Origin of the sequence: Staphylococcus sp. HMSC063F05 (assembly GCF_001837075.1) — a bacterium.
GTDB classification, from domain to species: domain Bacteria; phylum Bacillota; class Bacilli; order Staphylococcales; family Staphylococcaceae; genus Staphylococcus; species Staphylococcus epidermidis.
The window spans coordinates 115385-135291 of sequence record NZ_KV831334.1; the positions used below are offsets into that span (position 1 = coordinate 115385).

The 19907-nt window shown below is 30.7% G+C and carries 20 protein-coding genes; 16 read left to right on the forward strand and 4 right to left on the reverse strand.

What is annotated here, in order from left to right; all coding sequences use genetic code 11:
* Positions 1–50: 50 nt before the first annotated feature.
* The 3 genes from HMPREF2576_RS05570 to HMPREF2576_RS05580 all read left to right on the forward strand — a co-directional run bounded on the left by HMPREF2576_RS05570 (position 51) and on the right by HMPREF2576_RS05580 (position 2119).
* Positions 51–266: a DUF1128 domain-containing protein gene (locus HMPREF2576_RS05570; RefSeq protein ID WP_001830421.1), complete on the forward strand. Its 216-nt coding sequence runs from the start codon at positions 51–53 to the stop codon at positions 264–266.
* Position 267: 1 nt separating this feature from the next.
* A complete protein-coding gene (locus HMPREF2576_RS05575; RefSeq protein ID WP_070856235.1) occupies positions 268–1509 on the forward strand; it encodes an aminopeptidase in 1242 nt (413 codons plus the stop codon).
* A gap of 79 nt (positions 1510–1588) precedes the next feature.
* Entirely contained in the window at positions 1589–2119 is a 531-nt protein-coding gene (locus tag HMPREF2576_RS05580; protein ID WP_001830371.1) for an acyl-CoA thioesterase, read from the forward strand.
* A 136-nt stretch (positions 2120–2255) separates the two neighbouring features.
* On the opposite strand, the gene yfkAB is transcribed toward HMPREF2576_RS05580, so the two are convergent.
* Positions 2256–3398 carry a radical SAM/CxCxxxxC motif protein YfkAB gene (gene yfkAB / locus HMPREF2576_RS05585; RefSeq protein ID WP_001830386.1) on the reverse strand — a complete coding sequence of 381 codons (1143 nt, stop codon included), beginning with the start codon at positions 3396–3398 and terminating at the stop codon, positions 2256–2258.
* Between the two features lie 158 nt (positions 3399–3556).
* Between yfkAB and HMPREF2576_RS05590 the strand changes: the two genes are divergently transcribed.
* The 7 genes from HMPREF2576_RS05590 (at position 3557) to HMPREF2576_RS05620 (ending at position 9426) form a co-directional block, all read left to right on the forward strand.
* Positions 3557–3718, forward strand: coding sequence for an SE1561 family protein (locus HMPREF2576_RS05590; RefSeq protein WP_001830395.1), 162 nt, complete (start codon positions 3557–3559; stop codon positions 3716–3718).
* A gap of 299 nt (positions 3719–4017) precedes the next feature.
* A complete protein-coding gene (locus tag HMPREF2576_RS05595; RefSeq protein ID WP_070856237.1) occupies positions 4018–4536 on the forward strand; it encodes a type 1 glutamine amidotransferase domain-containing protein in 519 nt (172 codons plus the stop codon).
* 320 nt (positions 4537–4856) lie between these two features.
* On the forward strand, positions 4857–5666 hold the full coding sequence (gene sgtB, locus HMPREF2576_RS05600) for a monofunctional peptidoglycan glycosyltransferase SgtB (protein WP_001830409.1): 810 nt from the start codon (positions 4857–4859) through the stop codon (positions 5664–5666).
* 277 nt (positions 5667–5943) lie between these two features.
* Positions 5944–6747, forward strand: coding sequence for a recombination regulator RecX (gene recX / locus HMPREF2576_RS05605; RefSeq protein WP_001830417.1), 804 nt, complete (start codon positions 5944–5946; stop codon positions 6745–6747).
* Positions 6740–7054, forward strand: a complete 315-nt coding sequence (locus HMPREF2576_RS05610) for a YfhH family protein (RefSeq protein WP_001830430.1) — start codon at positions 6740–6742, stop codon at positions 7052–7054. Before recX ends, HMPREF2576_RS05610 begins: the two co-directional genes overlap by 8 nt.
* A gap of 15 nt (positions 7055–7069) precedes the next feature.
* Positions 7070–8587 carry an ATP-binding cassette domain-containing protein gene (locus HMPREF2576_RS05615; protein ID WP_070856239.1) on the forward strand — a complete coding sequence of 506 codons (1518 nt, stop codon included), beginning with the start codon at positions 7070–7072 and terminating at the stop codon, positions 8585–8587.
* 8 nt (positions 8588–8595) lie between these two features.
* Positions 8596–9426: a membrane protein gene (locus HMPREF2576_RS05620; RefSeq protein ID WP_001830426.1), complete on the forward strand. Its 831-nt coding sequence runs from the start codon at positions 8596–8598 to the stop codon at positions 9424–9426.
* A gap of 185 nt (positions 9427–9611) precedes the next feature.
* Here the strand turns inward: HMPREF2576_RS05620 and HMPREF2576_RS05625 are convergent, their stop codons facing one another.
* Positions 9612–10586 (reverse strand): metal-dependent hydrolase, encoded by a 975-nt coding sequence (locus HMPREF2576_RS05625; RefSeq protein ID WP_001830424.1) that lies wholly within the window; start codon positions 10584–10586, stop codon positions 9612–9614.
* A gap of 180 nt (positions 10587–10766) precedes the next feature.
* Here HMPREF2576_RS05625 and mutY point away from each other — a divergent pair, with 180 nt between their 5' ends.
* From mutY to HMPREF2576_RS05640, 3 genes are all read left to right on the forward strand, one after another.
* On the forward strand, positions 10767–11810 hold the full coding sequence (gene mutY / locus HMPREF2576_RS05630) for an A/G-specific adenine glycosylase (RefSeq protein WP_001830413.1): 1044 nt from the start codon (positions 10767–10769) through the stop codon (positions 11808–11810).
* Positions 11811–11916: 106 nt separating this feature from the next.
* Positions 11917–12459, forward strand: coding sequence for a nucleoside tri-diphosphate phosphatase (locus HMPREF2576_RS05635; RefSeq protein ID WP_001830384.1), 543 nt, complete (start codon positions 11917–11919; stop codon positions 12457–12459).
* A 241-nt stretch (positions 12460–12700) separates the two neighbouring features.
* Positions 12701–14437 (forward strand): ABC transporter ATP-binding protein, encoded by a 1737-nt coding sequence (locus tag HMPREF2576_RS05640; protein ID WP_070856241.1) that lies wholly within the window; start codon positions 12701–12703, stop codon positions 14435–14437.
* Between the two features lie 159 nt (positions 14438–14596).
* On the opposite strand, the gene HMPREF2576_RS05645 is transcribed toward HMPREF2576_RS05640, so the two are convergent.
* Both HMPREF2576_RS05645 and HMPREF2576_RS05650 read right to left on the reverse strand, forming a co-directional pair.
* Positions 14597–15691: an FUSC family protein gene (locus HMPREF2576_RS05645; protein ID WP_002457098.1), complete on the reverse strand. Its 1095-nt coding sequence runs from the start codon at positions 15689–15691 to the stop codon at positions 14597–14599.
* A gap of 306 nt (positions 15692–15997) precedes the next feature.
* Complete coding sequence (locus tag HMPREF2576_RS05650) at positions 15998–17287, reverse strand: glutamate-1-semialdehyde 2,1-aminomutase (RefSeq protein ID WP_001830429.1); 1290 nt, start codon at positions 17285–17287, stop codon at positions 15998–16000.
* A gap of 80 nt (positions 17288–17367) precedes the next feature.
* Here HMPREF2576_RS05650 and bcp point away from each other — a divergent pair, with 80 nt between their 5' ends.
* The 3 genes from bcp (at position 17368) to perR (ending at position 19327) form a co-directional block, all read left to right on the forward strand.
* On the forward strand, positions 17368–17826 hold the full coding sequence (gene bcp / locus HMPREF2576_RS05655) for a thioredoxin-dependent thiol peroxidase (protein WP_001830449.1): 459 nt from the start codon (positions 17368–17370) through the stop codon (positions 17824–17826).
* A 2-nt stretch (positions 17827–17828) separates the two neighbouring features.
* A complete protein-coding gene (locus HMPREF2576_RS05660) occupies positions 17829–18779 on the forward strand; it encodes a phosphoglycerate dehydrogenase (protein WP_070856243.1) in 951 nt (316 codons plus the stop codon).
* A gap of 95 nt (positions 18780–18874) precedes the next feature.
* A complete protein-coding gene (gene perR / locus HMPREF2576_RS05665) occupies positions 18875–19327 on the forward strand; it encodes a peroxide-responsive transcriptional repressor PerR (RefSeq protein ID WP_001830391.1) in 453 nt (150 codons plus the stop codon).
* The last annotated feature ends 580 nt before the right edge of the window (positions 19328–19907 follow it).

Below are 19907 nucleotides of genomic sequence, written 5' to 3' on the forward strand. Positions count from 1 at the left end.
TAACAAACTATGATAATTTGATAGAATATTGAACTAAAGAGGTGAATTAAATGTCATTATCTAATGAAGAAATGATTTCTAATATAAGACAAAAATTAAATATTGTAAATCAAGCATTACTTAATCCGGAAAAATTTAAATCAACACCTCATCAAGACATAAGCGAAATATATGAATTCGTAATGTCTAAAGATTCATTCTCGCCTAGTGAGGTTACGGCTATTGCTGACCATTTAGGACAGCTTAGACAAGATATGGAGGATTAATATGACGAATTATCATAATAAGTTAAAACAATATGCAGAATTATTAGTAAGAGTGGGAATGAATGTACAACCACAGCAACCTGTTTTTATACGTTCATCTGTTGAAGCGTTAGAATTAACTCATTTAATCGTCGAGGAAGCATATAAAGCAGAGGCAGAAGATGTTCGAGTGAGCTACACAGACCCGAAATTAAAAAGATTAAAATTTGAAAACGAATCAGTTGAACACTTTGAAAAACAAGAACTCAAACAATATGATATTGAAGAGCGTCTGGATTATGTTAATCGTGGCGCAGCGAACTTGGCGCTCATTGCTGAAGATCCAGAGCTATTAAATGGAATAGATGCGCAAAAGTTAAAAGCGTATCAAACTGTATACTCAAAAGGATTTAAACCATATATGGAAGCAAGTCAAAAAAACCAATTTCCATGGGTAGTGGCTGCGTTCCCTACTAGGGATTGGGCACGTCGTGTCTATCCAGAGTTGGATGTTGAATCAGCATATATTAAATTCATTGATGAAGTATTTGATATTGTTCGTGTAGATGGACAAAATCCAATTGAAAATTGGGAAAAACACATTAAAGATTTAAGTGTTCATGCTAAACGATTACAAGAGAAAAACTATCAAGCTTTACATTACATATCAGAAGGCACGGATTTAATAGTAGGGTTACCTAAAGGACACATATGGGAAGATGCAACAAGTTATGTAAATGGGGACGGTCAACCTTTCATTGCTAATATCCCTACAGAAGAAGTTTTTACAGCTCCAGATAGAAACAATGTTAATGGATATGTAACCAATAAATTACCTTTAAATCTTAATGGTAACATTATAGACGGGTTTACATTGACTTTTAAAGATGGTGTGATAATTGATGTCAAAGCAGAAAAAGGTGAGAAATTACTTAAAGATTTAATTGCAACTGATGAAGGTGCTTGTAGATTAGGTGAAGTAGCACTAGTGCCCGATGATTCACCAATATCAAATCGACGCACAATATTCTATAACACTCTTTTTGATGAAAATGCATCATGCCACCTAGCTATAGGGTCAGCTTATAGTTTTAATATCAAAGGTGGTACTGAAATGACTACAGAAGAAAAAATTGCAAATGGACTCAATGATTCCAATATTCATGAAGATTTCATGATTGGTAGTCCTGATTTAACAATTTATGGGATATTGCAAGATGAAACAAAAGAATTAGTTTTTAAAAATGGAAATTGGGCTAAATAGTATAAGTGAAATAAACAATCAATTATTGAAATGAATTGGGAGTTTGTTTAAATATTATAAATTGGGGAGATTATGATTTATGGCTAACACAAATAGAAAAAGCAAAAAAATGTCAGATGCTAAATGCATCAAAACAAGACAGGTATATCCACAAGATACCAATCATCATCACACAATGTTCGGTGGAACTTTAATGGCAAATATTGATGAAATAGCTGCTATTACTGCTATGAAGCACGCTGGCAACCCAGTTGTTACTGCATCAACAGATTCTGTTGACTTTTTAAGACCTATTACAACTGGAGATATTTTATCATATGAAGCAATGGTTTCTTATGCAGGAACAAGTTCGATGGAGATATGTGTTCAAATTGTTATTGATGATGTTTATAAAAACGAGCGCCACTTGGCCGCTTTAAGTTTTTTAACTTTTGTAGCATTGGATAGTGATGGAAAACCAACATCAGTACCTGATGTTGAACCTGAAACATCTGTAGAAAAATGGTTCCATGAAACTGCGCCACAACGTGTTGCTAGACGTAAAGAACGTCGTAAAGAAAGTATAGATACAATTGAATATTTATCTAGAGTTAGACATATCGAAAAGTAAGAATTTAGTAATTAATGTAAATAATAAGATAATATAATTTTAACAATAAAGTTTTTCTTTTTATTAAAACAGTAACCACCCTATGAATGTTGAAAACAACATAGGGTGGTTACTGTTTGTTTATACTAAAATTTTGTTATGAAAATATTTGATGTTGATGCATGATTTGTTCTTTTTTCTTGAAATCAGTATTTGGGTAATACATATTTTTAACTAAAACATTCGGACCTAGACATTGATATTCTGCACAATGACAATTTAAAGATTGTGCAAGGTCAGTATTTAACCACTGGTTGAATACATCTGTCAATTTATCCTTTTGTATATTAGATATTGTACCATTTTCATCACCAAAATCAGTCACAATAACATCGCCAGTAAATACATTAACATTCAAACGGCTACGACCATCAGGGTCATTTCTCATTGTAACATTCTTCGATTTTCTTAAACGTTGCAATAAATGTTGATCATATTCATCATTTAAACATGGATAGATAGGTAGAGTACCAAACAACATCCATGTGTTTTCATCACGTATATCTAACAAATGATGAATAGCTTCTTTCATTTCTTTAAGAGATAATACATTTAATTGGCTAGCAAAATCAGATGGATACATTGGGTGAATCTCATGACGGCTACATTTCATGTCATTTACCACTTCGTTATGTATTTTACTTAGATAAGGGACTGTGCTTTGATTAAGCATTGTTTCTGCCGATACGAACATGCCTTGGTCTGATAAAGTGCTGGAATTTTCAAGCATTTGCTCATATAATTTCAACTTGGCTTTTAGAGGAGGTTGTTTTCTCATTGCACCAAAGCCAACATCAGTAAACTCTTGAATGGTTCCCCAATTATGTGAAATATGCATAACATCTATGTATTCTGCAATATCTAAATACCGGTCTTGAGGTAAAGTTAAATTTGAATTCATTTGAACATAAATACCACGATGTTTGGCATACTTAAGTAGAGGCTTAACGACGTTTTTGATTGATTTTTTGGAAAACATTGGTTCTCCACCTGTAATAGACAATGTTCTTAAGTTAGGTATCTCGTCCAAACGTCGATAGATGATATCCATCGGAAGAGGATCAGGATCTTTAGTTTGTAAAGTGTAACCAACTGCACAATGACTGCAACGCATATTACATAAATTTGTAGTTGTAAATTCTATATTACTTAATGTTAATTGGTTATGTTCTAAAATATCATTATATGCTTCCCATGGATCATTGTTGATAGAAATAGGGGATTTGTTTGATATTATCATAATTTATTACTCCTAAAATTAAAAAATTTCCATCTACTTTGTTTTGATTATGTGCAAAATGTACAATGAATATTATTATGATTATATCGCTTTTTGTCAAATTCTGTTAGGATAATATTATCGTAGTAAATACAAGTAAAAAGGAGTTCCAATATTTAATGAGTGAACAGCAAACGATTGATCAAATTAAAACACGATTAAACAAATTTATTGAAGACATTGATCATGTAAATCCGGATGAGGTACGTGTAGAAGATATTGATGAGTGGATTGGTTTACTTGATCAGTTGGAAGAAAAAGTGAAACAAGTTTCAAAATAATTATTTAGAAAGTCTAGGACATCAATAACAATCCTAGACTTTCTTAACGTATAGCCACTGAATAATTAATACATAAAAGTTTCCATATATTTTAGTATTGAGGCCCCAACAAAGAGAATTTCAGCGAGAAATTCAACAGACAAAGCAAGTTGGGGTTGGAGAATGACAATGTAAATAATACTAATAAGTTTAGCTCTTTTTTAATTTGAAAAATTTAGCAATAGATGTTTAACTCCCTAATTTTTTGTCTATATTATATCTAGATTCAAAAACAGATGACTGAAAGGTGATGTCACATTATGGCAAAAAAAGTAGCAATTATTCTAGCAGATGAATTTGAAGATATAGAATTAACAAGTCCTAAAGAAGCATTAGAAAATGCTGGATTTGAAACAGAAGTGATTGGTGATACAGCTAACCATGAAGTTGTTGGTAAACACGGTGAGAAAGTCACTGTAGATGTTAGCATTGCTGATGCTAAACCAGAAAATTATGATGCATTATTAATTCCTGGTGGATTTTCACCTGACCACTTACGTGGTGATGAAGAAGGTCGCTATGGTACTTTTGCTAAGTATTTCACTAAAAATGATGTTCCAACATTTGCAATTTGTCACGGACCATTAGTATTAGTTGATACTGACGATTTAAAAGGACGTACAATCACGGGTGTTATTAACGTACGCAAAGATTTATCAAATGCTGGTGCGAATGTTGTAGATGAATCAGTAGTGGCAGACAACAACATTGTAACAAGTCGTGTACCTGATGATTTAGATGACTTCAATAGAGAAATTGTTAAAAAATTAGAAGCATAAATTGTATTTATAATGAGCTAATCTGCACTCATTATTTTGATTTTAAATTATTGATTAAGACTGTTGTTAAAGTTTTTGACTTTTTCAACAGTCTTTTTTATGGCATTAAATAAATGATAAAAAACTGAATTTTGATAGGTAAATGATATCTTGGAAATGACAACTTGAGTTTAAATGAATAATTTGTACTTTTGACTGTACTTAAGTCTTAGAACTATTGCTACACCTTGGGACTGATTTTTTAACTTTACTATAGCTAAACGGTTAAACAATTGGTAAACTCACTTTAAAAGGGTGAGTTTGAGAAAAGGAGAAAACCCATGAAAAGAAGCGATAAATATACGGATGATTATATTGAACAACGTTATGAGTCTCAACGACCTCATTACAATACATATTATCAACCAATAGGGAAACCACCGAAAAAGAAAAAAAGTAAAAGAATTTTCTTAAAAGCAATTATCACTATATTAATTTTATTGATTATATTTTTTGGTGTCATGTACTTTATTTCTTCAAGAGCAAATGTAGATGATTTAAAATCAATTGAAAATAAAAGCGATTTTGTTGCTACCGAAAATATGCCTAACTATGTAAAAGGCGCATTTATTTCAATGGAGGATGAGCGTTTCTATAAACATCATGGCTTTGATATAAAAGGAACGACAAGGGCATTGTTTTCAACTATTAGCGATAGAGATGTGCAAGGTGGAAGTACAATTACGCAACAAGTTGTAAAGAATTATTATTACGATAATGAACGATCCTTTACAAGAAAAATCAAAGAATTGTTTGTAGCGCGTAAAGTTGAAAAGCAATACAGTAAAAATCAGATTTTAAGTTTCTATATGAATAATATTTATTATGGTGATAATCAATATACTGTAGAAGGTGCTGCAAATCATTATTTTGGTGTAACGGTCGATAAAAACAATTCAAATATGAGTCAGATTAGTGTGTTACAAAGTGCTATATTAGCAAGCAAAGTAAATGCACCAAGTGTGTATGATGTAAATGATATGTCGAATAATTACATCAATAGAGTTAAAACCAATTTAGAGAAAATGAAACAACAAAATTTTATTAGTGAATCACAATATCAAGAAGCTATGTCTCAACTTGGAAATTAAACGACTAAACAAATAAAAATGGAATGAATATAATGGGATTAGTTTATAGAAGCAATATTTTATTAACCATTTATTTATGATATTATATCAATCTTTTAAAACATATTGAGTCGATAGCTAAATAAATTTAAAGGAGTAGGACAGGATGAAATCTGTTTTACTCCTTTTTTAGTGCATAAAGTAGGGATATAAAATTCAAAGTCTTTTATGAAACATCTAATGATGTGTCATAATATATGTAAGAAAAACGTTTGAATATAGAAGTAGGGATAGTAAAATGCCAAAGGTAACTAAAATAGAAGTACAAAAAAAGAATAAAGAACGCTTTAATCTCTTTTTAGATGGAGAATTTGAAATGGGGATAGATATTGATACATTAGTTAAATTTAACTTAAAAAAAGATCAAATACTTGAACCGTCAGATATGCAGAATATTCAAGAATATGATCACTACCGTCGAGGTGTTAATCTTGCAATTCAATACTTGTCTTATAAGAAACGTACTGAAAGAGAAGTTATACAGTATTTAGAAAAAAACGATATTCAAAGTAATGCTATTCAAGATGTCATTGACTATTGCTATAAGGAAAAATTTATTGATCATGAAGACTACGCAGAAAGTTTAAAAAACACCATGATACACACTACAGATAAAGGACCAGAAATATATAGACAAAAACTCTATCAATTAGGTATTGAAGTTACGATTATTGAAAAATATGTCGAAGCATATGAACAACAACAACCATTAGATGACGTCATCAAAGTTGCTGAAAAAGTGATGAAGTCTAAAAAGGGTCCTGAAGCAAAGGTAAAGCAAAAAGTAACACAGTCACTTCTCCAAAAAGGATATAAGTTTGAAACAATTCAACTAGTTATGAATGAAATAGATTTTTCTCAAGACGAAGAAACATTAGACCATTTATTGCAACGTGATTTAGAGAAAGTCTATAATAAAAATTGTAGAAAATATGACAGTGATAAAAGTGTTATTAAAACCATAGAGGCACTCATGAGAAAAGGCTATAATTATGATAAAATTAAATCTAAATTAGAAGAAAGCGGTATATCTAATGAATAAAAAGAAAATGAGTGAAATGTCCGAGCAAGAACTAAGACATGAAATACAATTATTTAAAGAAAAAATGCGTAAAGCAGAGATGAATGGCATTATGAATGAATATGATGTTTATCAAAGCAAAGTGATTATAGCAGAAAGCTATCTTGTGGATCGCAATAAAATTGAACCTGGAAAAATCTATAAACTCAATGATGGTAGTAAACAGTACTTTAAAGTAGAACGACTCAAGGGTGTATTTGCATGGGGATTTAGAATAAACAGTAGTGAACCTGAGGAAGGTCTACCATTAGCATTATTAAAATTTTAGAAGGATGTATAATTAATGGGAAGCTCAATAGTTTTAAAATTACTCAAGGTAACACATTACTATAGAAATCATAATTCAAAAAAATGGTATCGACCATTAGGTTATGATGCTGAGGACATCAACCTAAATAATATTTCTTTGCATATATATCAAGGTGAAGCATTAGGTATAATCGGAGAACCTGGATCTTCTAAAACTTTGATTGGTAGAATTTTAAGTGGTTCAGTGAAACCTGATAAAGGTAAGGTCGTCCGAATTAAAAACTTGTATTTCGGTGATATTGATGATCGAAAGATTAATAATTTAACTGTGAGCCAATATGTGAGCGAACTCGTACAACTTTTTCCTTATGAAGTAACTGAGCATAAAGTTGAACAAATTATTCAATGGGCACATTTAGGTGATTACATAGAAGAAAAGGTTTCTAATTTAAGCGAAAAATCATACGCACAACTTTTACTTAGTATTGCACGTTCTTCAAAAAACGATATTATCATTTTAAATCATGTTTTATCACATTTAGATGAAACATTTATAGAAAGAGCTACAGTTTTATCAAAAGATTATATTGAAGCTAATAAAACACTAGTCTTAATTGATAATGATGTAGAAAAGATAAGCAAAACAAGTAACTACATAACATGGGTATCACACGGCCAGATACGCAAGGAAGGTTCTCTAAATCAGGTATTACCAACTTTTAGAGAACATGAAAAAGATCGTACTAGTTTAAAATCAGAAATGGAAATTGAGAACTTTGATTATGATTGGAAGCAGAATCGCTCTCGTATTCCTGAAATGACTTATAATTTTAAAAGAATAGAACGTTATAATCATGCTAAGCCACCAAGATTTCTAGTGAGATTTTGGACCTTATTTGTCAGCTTTTTGATTGGGCTTGTTTTAATGAGCGTACTTTTCTTTAACAACTTAGGTATGGTCAAACTAGGGAACATTAATACCCAAGCATCCATACAGAATCAGAATAAAGATACTTACGAAGAAAAACTTGCATATGGATTAGCATTAGATGGATCAGTTACTTTAAACGGGTCTAAAGATTTAAAAGTACCTAAGTATAGTTTAATTACAATTACTGGAGAAAATAACAAAAGATATCGGGTCGAAATGAATCAAAGGAGATATAGTGTTAGTAAAAATCAAGTGTTTTATTTCAATCCAGCTGGGTTATACGAATCTCATACTTTTAAGAAATTGTCACCTTATATAAAATCAAATTATAGTACTTACGTAGAGTACTTTAACAGTCACTTACATCAAAAACATGATAAAGTAACAGAAACGCTTAGACCTGATAAAGATAAAAAGTATGTTGTACCGATCACGCAACAACCTATAAAAATGATATTTGGTGATAATGATAAACTGTCTGGATTTGTTATTCCAATGACAAATAAAACGGAATTGAAAAAAACATTTAATATCACGAAAGATGTATGGATTACAAAAAGTGGAAGCGGTTATTTTATCGCTGATATGAAAGAAGAAAAATGGATTTATATTGAATTGTAGGTGTGAAAATGATAGATAATTTAATTGTATATATTAAAAACTTACCACATCTTTTTAGTTTTTGTACTCAAAGGCTTAAGCAAACATGGAAGTGGTTTGCAATTAGCCTAATTATAGGACTAGTAATTATTCTAGCATTAGAGGGATTTTTTAATTTCAACCATACTACCGATATTGTTCAAGTGCGTTGGTTATTCAGAATTTCATCATTCATCATATTCAGCATTATTATACAATCTATTTATATAGCTTATAAGTACTATATCAGAGATTTCGTTGTCATGAAGTCATTTCATATATCTGCAGTTACACCTACTATAGTTATAGCGATGTTAGGTTTAATAACAATACTTATTCTGGGGATAGTTATTATTATTCTTAAGCCTGTGAATTTTGAAGCATCAATACTTTCATTTTTATATTATTTAGTAATTTTAGCAATTTTTATCAGTGTGACTTCGATAATATTGGGCTTGCTGAGTTATGCAATTAAACATGTAAAACTGATATTTATTATAGTAAGTGCTATCAGCTTCTTTATGGTTCCAATTACATACATCCCTAATACAAATTTAAATGTGGTTAATCATATTATGATGTTAAATCCTCTGTATTATTTCGTAAATGGTAGTTCGCAAGCTATAGTATTTGGTACAATCAGCATGAGCAATTTACCTTATCATTTATATATTATTATTTTAATTGGAATCATCTGTGTGATTAATTATGCGCTTGTGCGTCACATAGCATTTGATAAATATCAAAACCAATCTAACCAAAAGAATTATTCAAAAAAGAATAAAGAAAAGGAATGTTTAAACGTAAAATTAGATAAGTAAATAGTTCAATAAAGTTATTACAATAGTACAATCTTTTATTAAATTAAGAATGCCTCAGACATCAATCAAAGTCTGAGGCATTCTTAATTTATAGGCGGTCGATGGCTAAACTGAAATTCTTTTATATCAAGTTTTCTCCAATGTTAGCATCGTAGTTAATATGAATTTTGTAACAATCAAATATATTATGAAAATAATTTACGTTGTAATTTATCTTCGCTAAATACCCACCCAATATAAGAGTGATCAATTTCATTTTCAAGTGTTAAATGTGCAATAGCTACAAAAGAATAACGACCTTTATTTAAGTATCGTAAATCCATAAGTCGAATTTCTGTTGTGCCATCATCTAATGGTGTAGTTTGCCAACGGTAAATTGAAGAAAAGTTTAAAAATGTATATATATCTTTATTACCTTTAACTTTCCATAATATCGAATCAGGAGTCATAGACTGGCGTTTAACTTTATCAGTGAAATCTACATTTTTCCATTTGGAAACACCAACATAATCATGCTTATCTGTTTGTATTGCGACCCGCCATACATGAAATTTTATTGTTGGAGCTACGAATACTTTTACTGGTGTATGCGATTGCTCAATTTTTTGGAGTGCTTGTTTTCTAATTGCTGCTTGCATCTTAAATCTTACAATATAATAGCCTATGAGAATTAATATAATTGGAAAGAAAACAATATACGGGTGAATACCTAATATCCACAATAAGACACCGGTACTTAAAATAATGAATATTATCGGATCAAAGGTATTAATCACGCTTAATTGAATCCATTTGTTAGTTATGGGACGTAATGCTTGTGTACCATAAGAATTAAAAATATCTACAAAGACATGTAAAAACACTGCTAGTTGTGCCCATAACCATACATGTAAAGGATTCGTTTGGCTAAATATTACAAATATAAAAAATGTAATTAATATAGGCCATAATATTGTAAAAGGTAATGAATGTGTGATTCCTCTGTGATGTGAAATATATGTCGCATTATCCTTTAATTTCAATACAGTATCACCGTCTGGTATTAAAGAACCTGCGATTAAAGTCGTCGCAGTAGCAGCAAATGATTCTGCCATAACTGGATCTTGCGTTGCTAAAGCTGTAAGACCCACACCCATAACGATATGTGTGGCTGTGTCCATAAATGCTCACTCTTTTCATCTTTATTTAATATATATTATAATCTAAAAGTTGAAATAACAAAATTAACTTACTTTAAATAAACATATACAAAGTAATGTATTATAGAGTCATGTTAAAGTTGAACTTAAGAATGCTTTTAACAATACATTCTTATGAAGCTAATAGAGAGGAAAGGTTTTATGTATCTAGAAAATTCTTTTAAAAAAGATATTGAAGATTGGTTTCATAAAAATCAAAGAGATATGCCTTGGAGAGAAACGACTAATCCTTATTATATATGGCTAAGTGAAGTGATGTTACAACAGACGCAAGTAAACACTGTTATCGATTACTACTATAGATTTATACATAGGTTCCCTACAATACAGTCGTTGAGCGAAGCTAATGAAGATGAAGTGCTGAAGTATTGGGAAGGGTTGGGCTATTATAGCAGAGCGCGTAATTTCCATACTGCCGTAAAAGAAGTTAATAATAATTATGATGGTGAGGTACCATACGATCCTGAATCATTTAAAAAGTTAAAAGGTGTGGGTCCATATACTCAGGCGGCGGTCATGAGTATAGCTTTCAATCATCCTTTAGCAACTGTCGATGGTAATGTTTTTAGAGTATGGTCACGATTAAACAATGACTATCGTGATATAAAGTTACAGTCCACTCGAAAAGCATTCGAACAAGAATTACACCCGTATGTGTTGAAGGATGCGGGAACATTTAATCAAGCAATGATGGAGCTAGGGGCGTTAGTATGTACGCCAAAATCACCATTGTGTTTGTTTTGTCCTATTCAAGAACACTGTGAGGCATTTCATATGGGGACTACACAAGAATTACCAGTAAAAACCAAAAGTTTAAATAAGAAAACCATTGAGCAAAAAGTTTTTCTTATTCGTAATGATAATGGTCAATATTTACTTGAAAAGCGTAAAGAAAAACTTCTTAATGGTATGTGGCAATTTCCAATGAGAGAACAAACAAATGCAAACGATGTGATATCTGATGATTTAGGAAAAAGTATCGAAACAATTAACGAACCAGTATTTAAATTAAAGCATCAATTTACCCATCTTACATGGGAAATTAAAGTATACAATGTTACAGCACCTCTTAATATAAAGGAAAATGATTTACCTAAACAAATGACGTGGTTTAATTTAGATGATAGGGAGCAGTATACATTTCCCGTACCAATGGATAAAATATATAAGTTTATTGAAGGTTAATTTATAAACATCAATCTCAAATGCCACTTATAAATGATAGGTTAATCAAGCATATTAAAATATGATATAATCTAAATGGTTAAATACGATAAAGGTGGTGTGGAGTATGGTAAAGGAATCCATACCTAAAGAAGGAGAAAACATTAAGATTCAAAGTTATAAACATGATGGTAATATTCATCGTGTCTGGTCAGAAACCACAATTTTAAAGGGAACGGAACATGTGATTATTGGTGGTAATGATCACACTTTAGTAACTGAAAGTGATGGGCGTACATGGATTACTCGAGAACCAGCAATTGTGTACTTTCATTCTGAATATTGGTTTAATGTTATTTGTATGTTTAGAGAAGATGGTATTTATTATTATTGTAATTTATCTTCGCCTTTTGCATGTGACGAAGAAGCGTTAAAATATATTGATTATGATTTAGATATCAAAGTTTATCCGAACGGAAAATATCATTTACTTGATGAAGATGAGTACGAGCAACATATGAACCAAATGAATTATCCACACGATATCGATATTATTTTAAGAAGAAATGTTGATATTTTACAACAATGGATAGAACAAAAAAAGGGGCCTTTTGCTCCTGACTTTATAAAGGTATGGAAAGAACGTTATAAAAAAATTAGAGATTATTAAGCAAAATAGATGTAAATAAGAATAAAATATTTTATATTGTAAAAGTAATCTATAAAAATTCATAAATGAAGTGTAACAACAACGGTAATTTGTTAGTTCATCTTTCTAACTTAATATCTAATAGAGTGTCTTCGTGTATTAGAGGTTGAGACATTAACATTTGTATCTTTTATTTTTAAAGTGTATACAAATGCAATGTGCCAACCTCTCTTCATTTTCAAATTATTAGGAGGGAAGGCGCATGATAAAACGATATTTAAAGTTTGTAAAACCTTATAGATATCGTATTATTGCAACAATTATAGTAGGGATTATTAAATTCGGTATTCCCATGCTCATACCTTTATTGATTAAATATGCTATAGATGGCGTGATTAATAATCATTCGCTTACAAATCAAGAAAAATTTAGTCACCTTGGTGTAGCAATAGGAATTGCATTATTTATTTTCTTAATTGTTCGCCCGCCGATTGAGTTTATTAGACAATATTTAGCTCAATGGACAAGTAATAAAATACTATATGATATTCGTAAACAATTGTATAATCACTTGCAAGCACTAAGTGTTCGCTTTTATGCAAATAATCAAGTCGGTCAAGTCATTTCAAGAGTGATTAATGATGTCGAACAAACAAAAGACTTTATTCTTACTGGATTGATGAATATCTGGCTTGACTGTATAACGATTATTATCGCACTTTCTATTATGTTCTTCCTTGATGTAAAATTGACGTTTGCTGCAATTTTTATTTTTCCATTTTATATTTTAACTGTTTATTTTTTCTTTGGAAGATTACGAAAACTTACACGTGTGCGCTCACAAGCTCTAGCAGAAGTACAAGGTTTCTTACATGAGCGGGTTCAAGGAATGTCTGTTATTAAAAGTTTTGCTATTGAAGACAATGAAGCTAAAAATTTTGATAACCATAACAAGAATTTTTTACAACGAGCCTTCCAACATACAAGATGGAACGCATATTCTTTTGCTGCTATTAATACTGTTACAGATTTAGGCCCAATAATTGTGATTGGCGTGGGTTCATATTTGGCAATTACAGGATCGATTACTGTCGGAACTCTAGCAGCATTTGTCGGTTATCTAGAACAATTATTTGGACCACTTAGAAGACTAGTATCTTCATTTACTACACTTACACAAAGTTTTGCATCTATGGACAGAGTATTTCAGTTAATGGATGAGGATTACGACATCAAAAATGGCATTGGAGCAAAGCCAATTAAAATCAGTAAGGGTCAAATTGATTTAAAACATGTGAGTTTCAAATATAATGAAAATGAAAAAGAAGTATTACACGATATTAATTTAACAATTAACAAAGGCGAAACTGTAGCATTTGTAGGTATGAGTGGTGGTGGAAAATCTACTTTGATTAATCTTATACCAAGATTTTATGATGTTACTCAAGGTGAAATACTTATCGATCATCATAATGTTAAAGATTTCCTAACTGGTAGTTTAAGGAATCAAATAGGCTTAGTACAACAAGATAATATTCTTTTTTCTGATACGGTTAAGGAGAATATTTTGTTGGGTAGGCCTGATGCGACTGATGATGAAGTCGTAGAAGCTGCAAAAATGGCGAATGCCCATGATTTTATTTCAAATTTACCGAATGGATATGATACTGAAGTAGGAGAACGAGGAGTTAAATTATCTGGTGGACAAAAACAAAGGTTGTCAATTGCACGTATCTTTTTAAATAATCCTCCTGTTTTAATATTAGATGAAGCAACAAGTGCATTGGATTTAGAGAGTGAAGCTATTATTCAAGAAGCACTTGATGTTTTAAGTAAGGATAGAACAACATTAATTGTTGCACATCGTCTATCTACCATTACTCATGCAGATAGAATAGTTGTAATGGAAAATGGACGAATTGTTGAGACTGGCACACACCAACAATTAATTAATAAACGCGGTGCTTATGAGCATCTTTATAGTATTCAAAATTTATAAAGCACTTATAACATTGAAAATGCCTGAGACTGTTATTGTCTCAGGCATTTTTGTACTGTTGGCAGTTATTAAAAATAAGAACTATTTTACCTATAATCAAAACTGCTAACTAGGAGAATTTCACTGATTAATCCAATAAAATTCTGATTTACCGTTTTATTATAAGTCAAAGTCCTCATCTGAAATGTCTATATCAGTATCAGAACGGTGATAGGTAAAGAAACTTAAACGGATTCTATCTAAGTGTTCAAGTTGATATCTGTATTCTTCAATTTCAGCAATAATTTGCATCATATTGCTATAAGAATATTGCGTCTGATGTGGGTTTTTAATTAATTCTTGCTGAAAAGCATCCATCAAGTTTTTCTTCTGAGGATTGTCAACTTCATAATCTAATTGAGTGACATCATATCTAGCTTTTTTTGATAGACTCTTAAATATTTGTTCATGTAAAGTAACTAATGAATCAAGTTCTAATTTGATTTGTAAAAGTAATTGATTATTTAGTTGATATAAATCATTTTGATATCGTGACATTCGTTTTAGCACTTCATATGCTTGTCTGGTCGTTCTAACTACTTCTCTAAATAGTATTTTTTTTCTATTCTGTTGATAAATATGTTTTTTTGTTAATGGTCTTTCTTCATTGTAATAGTCGAAAATCTTTTCTAATTTATTGATGCGTGAGTTTAGTTGATCACCATCCTGTTTAATATTATGAAATTCTGATGTGTCATTGAGTACAAGTTTAAACCAAACAAATATATCAGAAGAAATATTCATAGAATTATAATAAATTTTTGTTTCAAACTTAGGAGGTAAAAAAATTAGATTGACAACAGAAGAACTCAATACACCAATCATCACTAGTACAAATCTAAAAAATGCGGCAACATAGAAAGAACCAGTGTGTTGCCCCATAATTATAAGTGCAGTTACGCTTGCAAGTGTTGCTACATGGGCAAGATTAAATTGGAACAAAATTGCAATGAGTAAAATAACGGTAACGCCCATGATAATGAAATTATTACTGAATATCGTTACCATTGTTACTGCAAGTAATGCACCAATCACATTACCAATAGCTTGTTCAGAAACAGTTTTGATTGAGCGATAAACACTCGGTTGCATGGCAACTACTGCACTGACACCTGCTAACGTTTTTAGACCAATATTATCAGGAAGTAAAGAAGCGATAGACATAGCTAAGATAATGGCTATACCAGTTTTGAAAATCCGAGCTCCAAGTCTCAAATTAAATGCTCCTTTTAATTATTTTGAGTAAAAATAATACTCTCATTCATTATTGTTATACACCCCTGAACTTAAATAATCAAGTTTATCTATACGCAATTTGGTTTTTAGATGCAAAATGTTAAGAAATTAAGCAAATAGTTTTATTTTGTACTTTAAAAGCTATTAAATTTTATGAACTATAATAAATTTTGCTTTGGAAAAGTGAAAACGTAAATTTCCATTAAATTTTCAACAGTTAATCCATAATTGAACATAAAAAGAACTTGAACACATAGTTAATGTGTCAAGTTCTCATACTGTAGGTTATTTCATTTTACTAAATGCATAATCAGCTGCTTCTAGTGTGCGATCGATATCTTCTTCAGTATGTTCTGTAGTTAAGAACCATGCTTCAAATTTAGAAGGCGCGAGATTAATGCCTTGGTTCAACATTAATTTAAAGAATTGAGCGAAAGCATCTCCATCAGAGTTTTCAACTTGTTCATAATGTGTAACTTTTTCATTTGTGAAATACAATGTCAGTGAGCCATAGATTCGATTTATTGTTGCTGTAATATGATGCTTATCTATTAATTTTTGTAACCCTTCTTCAAGACGACGACCTAATTGATCAAGTTTATCATAAACACCTTCTTGTTCAAGTACCTCTAATAAAGCAATACCTGCTCTCATAGATAACGGGTTACCGGCCATTGTTCCTGCTTGATAAGCTGGACCTAATGGTGCAACGTGCTCCATAATATCTTGTCGACCACCATAGCCTCCAATTGGTAAACCACCGCCAACAATCTTACCAAAAGCAGTGAGGTCTGGTTTAACACCTAATAAATCTTGAGCTGCACCATAATGGAAACGAAAAGCAGTGATAACTTCATCATAGATAACTAATGTTCCATTATCATGAGAAATTTTATTTACTTCTTCTAAGAAACCTGGTTGTGGCATGACCATCCCAAAATTACCCACAATCGGCTCTACTAATACTGCAGCAATGTCGTCTTTCCAATAATCAATAGCTTCTCTATATGATTCTATATCATTAAACGGTACTGTAATAACCTCTTGTGCAACACTTTGGGGGACACCAGCAGAATCTGGAGAACCAAGTTGAGAAGGTCCACTTCCAGCTGCCACTAAAACTAAATCAGAATGACCATGATAAGAGCCTGCAAACTTAATGATTTTGTTTCTTTTAGTATAAGCACGAGCAACTCTAATTGTTGTCATAACTGCTTCAGTACCAGAGTTCACGAAACGAATCTTTTCTAAAGAAGGAACTGCTTCTCTAAGTTTTTTTGAGAAATTTATTTCTAATTCAGTAGGGGTACCATAAAGTACGCCTTTTGCTGCTTGATCTTGGATAGCTTCGGTGATATGTGGGTGTGCATGACCAGTTATTATTGGACCATAAGCTTGTAGATAGTCGATATATTTATTACCATCTACATCATATAAGTAAGCGCCATGACCTTCTTTCATTACTACTGGTGCCCCACCACCTACTGCTTTATACGACCTTGAAGGTGAATTCACACCTCCCAAAATATATTCATTAGAAAGTTGCTGAAGACGTTCGCTTTCAGTAAATTTCATATCTATCAACCTCTTTTTATTTAATATTTTCAATTAATATCGTATCATAAAATCAACACATTTAAGAAATAGGTGAGTATATGATTAGTAAAGGTGAACAATTTCCCTCTTTTTCTTTAGAAAATCAAGATGGCAATTTTATTTCAAATGAAACAATTAAAGGTCGTAAAACGATTCTTTATTTTTATCCAAGAGATAATACACCAACGTGTACTACTGAAGCTTGTGAATTTAGAGATCACATTGAAGATTTTAATCAACTTGATGTAGATATATATGGCATAAGCGCAGATTCTAAAAAGAAACATCAAAATTTTATAAAAAAACACCAATTGAATTTTGACTTACTCGTAGATAAAGATTATCAACTTGCTAATAAAGTTGGGGTTTACCAATTGAAAAAATCATTTGGCAAGGAGAATATGGGGATTGTAAGAACAACATTTATTCTCGATGAAAATGGTAACATTATTGATGTGATTGAAAAGGTAAAGGTAAAAACACAAATTGAAACAATAAAAAATATTCTGGAGGGTTAATTTTGAAAATTGTTAGCTTAAATAGATTAAATGAAATAGAAAATGAATTAAGAAAACAATTTCCAAACGAAGAATTTAAATTTTATGACAAAGCTATAAATATCCCTATTAATGATAGAAAAACTATGGACATTTTAATAGGTTATGATGGCAAAATAGATCGTACCTTTATTGAACATTGTATCAACCTTAAATGGATTGGATGGTTTGCAACAGGTGTAAATAATTTACCGTTAAATTATATTAAAGAGCGAGATATCATTCTAACAAATGGTAAAGGTATACAAGCTAAACAAGTGTCTGAATATATAATGACATTCATTTTGCTTGATTATAAAAAGATGAAAACTTCCTATAGAAATCAATTAGAAAAAAATTATGACTCCAGAATTACTGGTAAAAGATTAAACGAAGAGACTTTATTATTCTTGGGAACTGGTGCGATTGCACAAAAGGCTGCTTATTTAGCCAAAGCTTTTGGAATGAAAGTAATAGGGGTTAGTAAGTCAGGAAAAAATGTTGAACAATTTGATGAAGTTTATACAATTGAAGAGTTAGATGATGTTATTGAAAAGGCAAATATTATTGTTAATGCATTACCTGAAACAGAAGAAACAATTTACTTATTAAAAAGAAAAGATTTCATACAAATGGACAATAATGCCTTATTTATAAATGTAGGAAGAGGAACAATTGTTGATGAGGAAGTGCTCATCAATGTACTCAAAGATCGATTAATCAGACATGCTTATTTAGATGTTTTTGAAAAAGAACCACTTAGTAAGGACAATCCTTTATATGATTTAGATAATGTGACCATAACTGCTCATATTACAGGTAATGATTCTAATAATAATAGAGAAGCTACGGACATTTTCAAAAAGAATCTTGAGCATTTTCTCAATAATTATGATGTAATTGAGAATAAAGTAGACTTAGATTATGGTTACTAATTGAAAACAGCAAGTATTTATTGACATTTATTTATAGCAACAGTTATATTAATATTAAGTAATAATAATTATTATTTAGAAAGATGGTGAAATAAGTGAGTGCGGAACTTGAATCTATTGATCATGAACTTGAAGAGTCAATTGCTTCATTAAGAAAAGCGGGCGTTCGCATTACACCCCAAAGACAAGCAATTATGCGTTATCTTATATCTTCACATTCACATCCAACAGCAGATGAAATATATCAAGCACTTTCACCTAAATTTCCTAATATAAGTGTTGCTACTATCTATAATAATCTAAGAGTTTTTAAAGATATTGGTATAGTCAAAGAGTTAACATATGGTGATTCATCTAGTAGGTTTGATTTTAATACACATAATCACTACCATATTATATGTGAAAAATGTGGTAAAATCGTTGACTTCCATTATCCACAATTAGATGAAGTAGAGCAATTAGCTCAACATGTAACAGATTTTGATGTTACTCATCATCGGATGGAAATATATGGAGTATGTAAAGAATGTAAAGAAGAAGGAAATTGAAGAAAGTAAGGTCGTAGAATAGAAGCAAAATAAAAATTTAGTCATTATTGATACTCTTATGAAGTTTTATTGAGATAAAGTAATGATGAAATAGTATGACTGTTTAGCAATTTCATATAAATAATCGTATATAAGTAGTAGGGGCTGTAATAATTTGTACAGCCTCTTTCTTTTTACATATGACTTCGTTTTGCAGATGTACAAAACGAAAGTATTTACACTATATAAATATAATGTACTATATGTAGATATATATTCACTCATTAAGTAAATTTTAACTTAAAAAATCGATAATAAATATTGACGTTACGTTTATATCTTGATACTATATAAAAGTCGTCAAAAGCAGATTAATTAATTGAAAAGAAAAAGTTAAGAACTTTAAAATTTAGTTAATAAAGTGTAATTTTGACTATTGAAATTAAAATCATTACATTATAAAATGTTATTTGTTGAATTAATTAAGAAATGACAAGAAATGAAATACAAATTAATTCTTGACTTAATAAATTCTGTTTGTTACAATAATGTATTGTAAGTGTTAAAGAACATTGAAAACTGAATGACAATATGTCAACGT